The following is a 6557-nucleotide window of genomic DNA, read 5'->3' on the forward strand; positions in this document are numbered from 1 at the left end:
GCGGAGGCGTCGGTGCGCGCGGCGCGGGCGTCGGCCGCACTGGACGGCGGCGACCCGGAGATCCCGGCGGCCGGCGAGGTCGAGGAGCCGCACCTGGCCGGCGCGCTGCGCATCGCCGAGTCGCTGGGCACGCTGGTGCCGATCTGGCAGCGCGCGCCGATGCAGGCCCTCGCGCGGCTGCACGTGCTGGCCGCGACGGACCTGACGAGCGACGAGGAGCTGGGCCGGCCCCGTGCGAGCCGCGGCGTCACGCGCCGGCTGGACCTGCTGGGCGACATCGTGGCCGGCGGCACCTCGGTGCCCGGCGCGGTGCTCGTCGCGGTCGTGCACGGTGAGCTGCTGGCCCTGTCCCCGTTCCGCACGGCGAACGGCGTCGTGGCCCGCGCGGCGGCCCGGCTGACGACGATCGGCACCGGGCTCGACCCGAAGGGCCTGGTCGTGCCGGAGGTGTTCTTCCTGCGCCGCTCGGACCGCTACGCCGAGGCGGCCGCCGGCTTCGCCACCGGCACCGACGAGGCACTCGCCGAGTGGATCGTGCTCTGCTGCGAGGCGGTCGAGGCCGGCGCCCGCGAGGCGACGAGCATCGCCGAAGCGGTGCTGGCCCGCTGACCTGGGCGTTCAGCCGGCCTCCAGACCACCTCTTCCGCGGGCTCGCACCATGGAGTTCGCGAGTCCCCTTCTCGCTGTGCGGACGGGATCCCACGGAAGCGGGCCGAGACCCTCGGAGCTCGGCCCGCCTTCCCGTCAGCCGAGAAAGTCCTCCACGAGCGGGAGCAGCCGGTCGGCGCGCCGGAGCAGACCCATGTGGGTCGTGTCCGGCAGGACGGCCAGCCGGGCGTCGGGGATCAGCGTGTGCATCTCGGCGGCGTGGTCGACGCGGACGAAGTCCCGGTCGCCGATGACGATCAGGACCGGCGACTGGATCGAGCCGAGGTCCTCGGCCGACCAGTCGAGCTGCTGGGGCAGTGCCGACGCCTTTGCCGCGAAGGCCTCGAAGTGGCCGGGATCCGGCGCGACGGCCACGTAGGCGTCGTGCATCTCCTGGAAGTCCGCCTCGGTCGGCAGCCGGTCCGAGCCGGAGTCCATGTCGAAGATCTCCTGGTGGTACCCGTCCGCGCGGAAGTGCACGGCCGCGACCGCGAGCCGGCCGGCCCGGTCGGGGTGGCGCATGCCCACCGCCAGCGCGACGAGCCCGCCGAGGCTGTAGCCGAAGAAGTCGGCCCGCTCGAAGCCGAGCTCGTCGAGCACCCCGACGACGTCGTCGGCGAGGTGCTCGAGCGTGAAGGCCCGGTCGGTGTCCGCGGTCCGCCCGTGTCCCTGCAGCTCGATCGCGATGACCTTCCGGGACTTCGCGAGGCGGGGCAACGCCTCGGCGAACGTCCCCTCGATCGTCAGCAGCCCACCGTGCAGCAGCACGAGCGGCTCGCCGTCACCGTGTGTCTCGTAGTAGACGTCGAGCCCGTTGACATGCGCGTAAGCCATCATGATCTCCGTTCGTCCGGTGTCTCTCACCTCGACGTCGAACGAAGACCCGCCGACTCGACGAACTCGTACTAGACCGTGGCGCGCACGGTCATCAGGGCCTTGCGCACGTGCCCGTCCGCGGCGGCGAGGGCCTCCGCGGCCTGCTCGGTGTCGACGCCGGACAGCAGGTGCACCAGCGCCACCTTCAGGTCGCCCCGGGCCTCGTCCAGCGCCTCGGCGCACTCGTGCATGTCGGCGCCAGTCGCCTCGCGCAGGATGCGCAGCGTGCGGCCGCGCAGCTTCGCGTTCGTCGCGCGCATGCTGACCATGAGGTTCGAGTAGGTCCGGCCGAGCTTTACCATCACGGCCGTCGAGAACGCGGTGAGCACCAGCTTCTGCGCGGTGCCCGCCTTCATCCGGGTGGAGCCCGCGACCACCTCGGGGCCCGTGTCCACCTCGATCAGCACGTCGATGTCCGACAGCCCCACCGCGTGCGGGTTCGAGAAGACCAGACCCGTCCGCGCCCCGAGCGCGCCGGCCGCCCGCAGCGCGCCCAGCACGTACGGGGTCCGGCCCGACGCGGTCAGCCCCAGGACGAAGTCGCCCGGCCGGGCCGAGCGGGCGAGCGCAGCGCCACCGGCGTCCGCGTCGTCCTCGGCGTCCTCGACCGCGCTCCGCAGGGCCGTCGCGCCACCCGCGTGGTGCACGACGAACCAGTCCGGCGGCGCGTTGTAGGTGGGCGCGAGCTCGGCGGCGTCCGCCGTGGCCATTCGACCGGACGTGCCCGCGCCGACGTAGTGCACGCGGTGTCCGGTCCGCAGCGCCTCGGCCGCCAGGTCGACGGCGGTGGCCAGGGCCGGCAACGCGGCCGCCACCGCGTCCGGCACCAGGCGGTCCTCGGCGTTGATCGACCGCAGGAGGTCCAACGTGGACAGCAGGTCCAGGTCGGCCGTGCGCGGGTTGCGTCGCTCTGTCGGCGAGTCGACGTGTACGGCCTGGCGCGGCACCGTCATGTTTGCCTCCCCAAGCATCACTTACCGGTCTCCCGCGCCTTGCGGCGACCGTCGTGACGGGTCTCCAGACGGTGGGCGCCCACCGCGTCCCTGGTCTCGTCCAACGCCTTCATCGAGTCGGCCAGATGACGCTGGGCCACCCCGATGAACAGGCAGTCGATCACCGTCAGCTGGGCGATCCGGCTGGCCATCGCGCCGGAGCGGAAGGTCGTCTCCCGCGCGGCGGTGGTCAGCACCAGGTCGGCCACCTCGCTGATCGGTGCGGTGGGGTAGTTGGTCAGCGCGACTGTCGTCGCGCCGGCGCGCCGGGCCTCCCGCAGGGCCTCGACCGTGTCGGCCGTGGCGCCGGTGTGCGAGATGGCGACGGCGACGTCGCCACGGCCCAGCACCGCGGCCGACGTCAGCATGATGTGGGTGTCGCTCCAGGCGAAGCTGACCCGCCCGATGCGGTGCAGCTTCTGTTGCAGGTCGGCGGCCACGAACGCGCTCGCGCCGACGCCGTAGACGTCGACCCGGCCCGCGCCGGCCAGGGCCGCGACGACCCGCTCGAGGATCTCGATGTCGAGCTGGGCGGCGGTCTCCTCGACCGCGCGGGCGTCGGCGAAGGTGACCTTGCCGACCACGTTCGCGAGGTCGTCGTCCGGGGCGATCTCGCCGCCGAGATCACGCTCGGCGTGGACCTCGGAGCGGGCCGTGTCCGCCGCCAGGGCGATGCGCAGCTCGGGATAGCCGCCGACGCCGATGGCCTTGCAGAAACGGGTGACGGTGGTCTCGCTGGTACCGGCGGCCTCGGCCACCTCGGTGATGCTTCGACGGGCAACCGTTGACGGACTGTCCAGGACAACCTTGGCCACGCGCTGTTCTGCGCGAGCAAGACCGGGCAGCAGCGACCGGATGCGAACCAGAGGACTTGACTCAGTGTGTTGTGTGGTCATGGCACTCGCGCTCACGTGGGAAACTTACTAACAGGCATCTGAGACAACAAGACGGCAGCCGCTGTCTGTGGACAACGCTACCCAACCGAGGCGGAAACTTCCTGTTTCGTCGTGCTAGCTCAACATCGGAATCGATGGTGGGGGGGTGGTTGTTAGCGTTTCAACCACCACAAGTTTCTCATCGTGATCTTGGTTGCCAGCCGTCGGCCTGCAGTTTGTGGGGTTCTTTCTCACCGTTGAGGAGCATCCGGACACCGTCCGTGACGACGATGCCGTCGAGGTGAATTCCTCGCCCGGTGTAGCGGGTGTCAGTAGTGAACCGCCAGCGCAGCGTGATATCTGCAGCGTGCGGTATGCGAACATCGACCTTCCACCAGGCCCGATGCCCGTTCCCAGCCAGCGAATTGACCGGTTTGTCCGGTGCGCCGACCCCCGAGACGTCCATCGGAACCGCCGTCCAAGTAGTCCCGTCGATGCTCGACTCGAGCACCAGGACATCCGTGGATTCGGAGTCGACGAAGGCGTCGAAGTTCACTCGAACGGGACCCTCCGGTCGCAGCCCGACGGTCGTCAGCGTGGCCTGCGAGGCGTCTCCGAGGCCGGTATACCAGGAGTCCCGGCCGTGCTCGGGCCGGACCGCGAGCGCCTTCGCGAGGCCGGTGCTGACCGTCTCCCGGGCGACGTTGATCGAGCCCCAGCTCCGGGTCGGGTGGACCCGGTTGGTCAGCAGGATCGCGAACGATCGCGAGGCCGGGTCGATCACCACGTCGGTGCCGGTGAACCCGGTGTGCCCGGCGGTGCGCGGACCGGACAGTCCGCCCATGTACCACTGCTGGTTCAGCTCGAAGCCGTAACCGTGGTCGTGGCCCGGGAACCCCTCGTTGTGGTTCTCGAGCAGCTCCCGCACGGTGCTCGGGCGCAGGATCCGGTGTCCGCGGTAGGTGCCGCCGTTGAGGATCGTCTGGGCCAGGACCGCCATGTCGCCGGCCGTGGAGAACACGCCCGCGTGCCCCGCGACGCCGCCGAGCGACCAGGCGTTCTCGTCGTGCACCGAGCCGCGGATCATGCCGCGCGGCGGGTTCGCCGCGTACTCGGTCGCGGCGATCCGGTCCAGCTTGCTCGCCGGCGGGTTGTAGCCGGTGTCGACCATCCGCAGCGGCCCGGTGATCCGCTCGGCCACCACCTTGTCGAGCGTCTCGCCGGTGATCCGCTCGACCAGGACGCCCAGCGTGATCAGGTTCAGGTCGGAGTACTCGTAGGTGCTGCCCGGCGGGTTGTGCGGAGCCACGTCCATGACGGCCTTGATCCGCGACGGGACGTCCGGGTAGGCCGACCACAGCGGCAGCCACGCGACGAGCCCGGAGGTGTGCGTCAGCAGCTGGGCGACGGTGACGGACTCCTTGCCGTTGACGCCGAACTCGGGCAGGTAGGTCGCCACCGGCGCGTCGACGTCCACCTCGCCCGACTCGGCGAGCTGCATCACCGCGATCGAGGTGAACAGCTTGGACACCGACGCCATGTCGAAGATCGTGTCGGTGCGCATCGGCACCTGCTCGGCCTCCGGCAGCTCCGTGCCCGCCCCGTCGGCGTAGCGGACCGCCTCGCCGGCGGTCGCCCGCTTCACCACGACACCGTCGTGCGCGAGCAGGGCCACCGCGCCGGAGAACAGCGGGTGGCCGGTCGCCGGGTCGGGCCGGGTCCACCCGTCGACCGCGTCCAGCGCCGCGTCGATCGGCGCCGGGTCGAGGCGGACGGACTGGGGTGAGCCGTCGCGCAGCACGGTCCGCGGCGGCGCGAAGCCGTCCTGGGGTCTGTCGAAGCGGCCGGTCGCGCCACCACCGCCCGGCTCGGCGTTCACGCTCGCCGCCGGGGTGAGCACGCCGACCACGGCGAGCAGGGCGAGGGACAGCACGGTTCGCCTGAACATGGCCACCTCGAAGTAGTCACCTGTAGATGAGATACCGCTCCCGTTGCTTCGCGAAAGCGGCGAGCTCGCCCCGCCAGGCGCCGATCACCTCGTCGACCCCGGCGCCCGCGTCGATCATCAGTCGCAGGCGGTCGGAGCCGGAGAGCTTGTCGATGAAGTTGTCCGGCCGCCAACCGAACACGTCCGGATGAACCTGCTTCGCCGTGACGATCATGGTGATCGCCGTCCGGATGGCCTCGAAGCGGCGTTCGTCGGTGATGTGCACCTGGACGCCGCCGCAGGTGTCGCCGACCCACTTGGAGAACGTCGGCACGAAGTAGTGCTCGCGGAACCGTACGCCCGGCAGGCCGGCCGCGTTGAGCGCCTCGGCCCAGTGCCAGTCGATCCCGGGCGCGCCGATGATCTCGAACGGCCGGGTGGTGCCGCGGCCCTCGGAGAACACGGTGCCCTCGAACAGGCAGGTGCCCGGGTAGGCGAGCGCGGTCAGCGGGGTGGGCATGTTCGGGCTCGGCAGGACCCACTGCTGGCCGGTCTCGTTGAACAGCTCGTCGCGCCGCCAGCCCCGGAGGCGGACGATCTCGAGGCTGTCCAGCCGGCCGCCGGCGTCGTCGGGCAGGAACTCGGCGTCGAAGAACCGGGCGAGCTCGCCGACGGTCATGCCGTGCTGCTGGACGATCGGCTTGCGGCCGACTCCCGACGCGAAGGCCGGGTCGAGCATCGGGCCGTACGGGCGGCCGCCGACCGGGTTGGGCCGGTCGAGTACGACGACCGACGTGCCGGTGAGGACCGACGCGTGCATGGCCGTGTACATGCTCCAGATGTAGGTGTAGAACCGCGCGCCCACGTCGGCGATGTCGAACACGAGCGTGTCGATACCCGCCTTGGTGAAGAGCTCGGCCAGCTTCTCCGCGGTCACGGCGTACGCGTCGTACACCGGGATCTGGGTGCGCGGGTCGAGGTAGTCACCCTCGGACCCGCCGGCCTGCGCGGTGCCGCGGAAGCCGTGCTCGGGCCCGAACACCGCGGTCGGCCGCATGTCCGCGGCGACCATCGAGTCGACGATGTGGGTCTGGTCGCGCAGCACGCCGGTCGGGTTGGTGAGCACGCCCAGCTTGCGCCCTCGCAGGTGCCGCCAGCCGTCCGCGGCGAGCAGGTCGGCGGCCGGGGTGACCTGCCCATGGCCGCCACTGGCCGTCGGCCCGGCCGAAGGCGTTGCGG

The 6557-nt window shown here is 71.4% G+C and carries 6 protein-coding genes; 1 reads left to right on the top strand and 5 read right to left on the bottom strand.

What is annotated here, in order from left to right:
* Nucleotides 1-609 (top strand): oxidoreductase (locus ACRDSK_RS30545; protein WP_431444859.1); only part of this gene is annotated, 609 nt, incomplete at its 5' end.
* Nucleotides 610-744: 135 nt separating this feature from the next.
* Here the strand turns inward: ACRDSK_RS30545 and ACRDSK_RS30550 are convergent.
* The 5 genes from ACRDSK_RS30550 to ACRDSK_RS30570 form a co-directional block, all read right to left on the bottom strand.
* Entirely contained in the window at nucleotides 745-1482 is a 738-nt protein-coding gene (locus ACRDSK_RS30550; protein ID WP_431444860.1) for an alpha/beta fold hydrolase, read from the bottom strand.
* Nucleotides 1483-1553: 71 nt separating this feature from the next.
* Entirely contained in the window at nucleotides 1554-2477 is a 924-nt protein-coding gene (locus tag ACRDSK_RS30555; protein WP_431444861.1) for an N-acetylmuramic acid 6-phosphate etherase, read from the bottom strand.
* Nucleotides 2478-2494: 17 nt separating this feature from the next.
* Nucleotides 2495-3412 (bottom strand): MurR/RpiR family transcriptional regulator, encoded by a 918-nt coding sequence (locus tag ACRDSK_RS30560; RefSeq protein WP_431444862.1) that lies wholly within the window; start codon nucleotides 3410-3412, stop codon nucleotides 2495-2497.
* Between the two features lie 178 nt (nucleotides 3413-3590).
* Nucleotides 3591-5339 (bottom strand): serine hydrolase domain-containing protein, encoded by a 1749-nt coding sequence (locus tag ACRDSK_RS30565; RefSeq protein WP_431444863.1) that lies wholly within the window; start codon nucleotides 5337-5339, stop codon nucleotides 3591-3593.
* Between the two features lie 16 nt (nucleotides 5340-5355).
* The coding region (locus ACRDSK_RS30570; RefSeq protein WP_431444864.1) for an exo-beta-N-acetylmuramidase NamZ family protein at nucleotides 5356-6557 on the bottom strand (1202 nt) is incomplete at its 5' end.

This window comes from Actinophytocola sp., from assembly GCF_050699915.1.
Classification (GTDB): Bacteria; Actinomycetota; Actinomycetes; order Mycobacteriales; family Pseudonocardiaceae; genus Actinophytocola.

What these genes read in the sequence shown, in the direction of transcription:
- ACRDSK_RS30565 (WP_431444863.1), bottom strand. Translation starts at nt 5,339, where the DNA reads ATGTTCAGGCGAACCGTGCTGTCCCTCGCCCTGCTCGCCGTGGTCGGC.
- ACRDSK_RS30550 (WP_431444860.1), bottom strand. Translation starts at nt 1,482, where the DNA reads ATGGCTTACGCGCATGTCAACGGGCTCGACGTCTACTACGAGACACAC.
- ACRDSK_RS30555 (WP_431444861.1), bottom strand. Translation starts at nt 2,477, where the DNA reads ATGACGGTGCCGCGCCAGGCCGTACACGTCGACTCGCCGACAGAGCGA.
- ACRDSK_RS30560 (WP_431444862.1), bottom strand. Translation starts at nt 3,412, where the DNA reads ATGACCACACAACACACTGAGTCAAGTCCTCTGGTTCGCATCCGGTCG.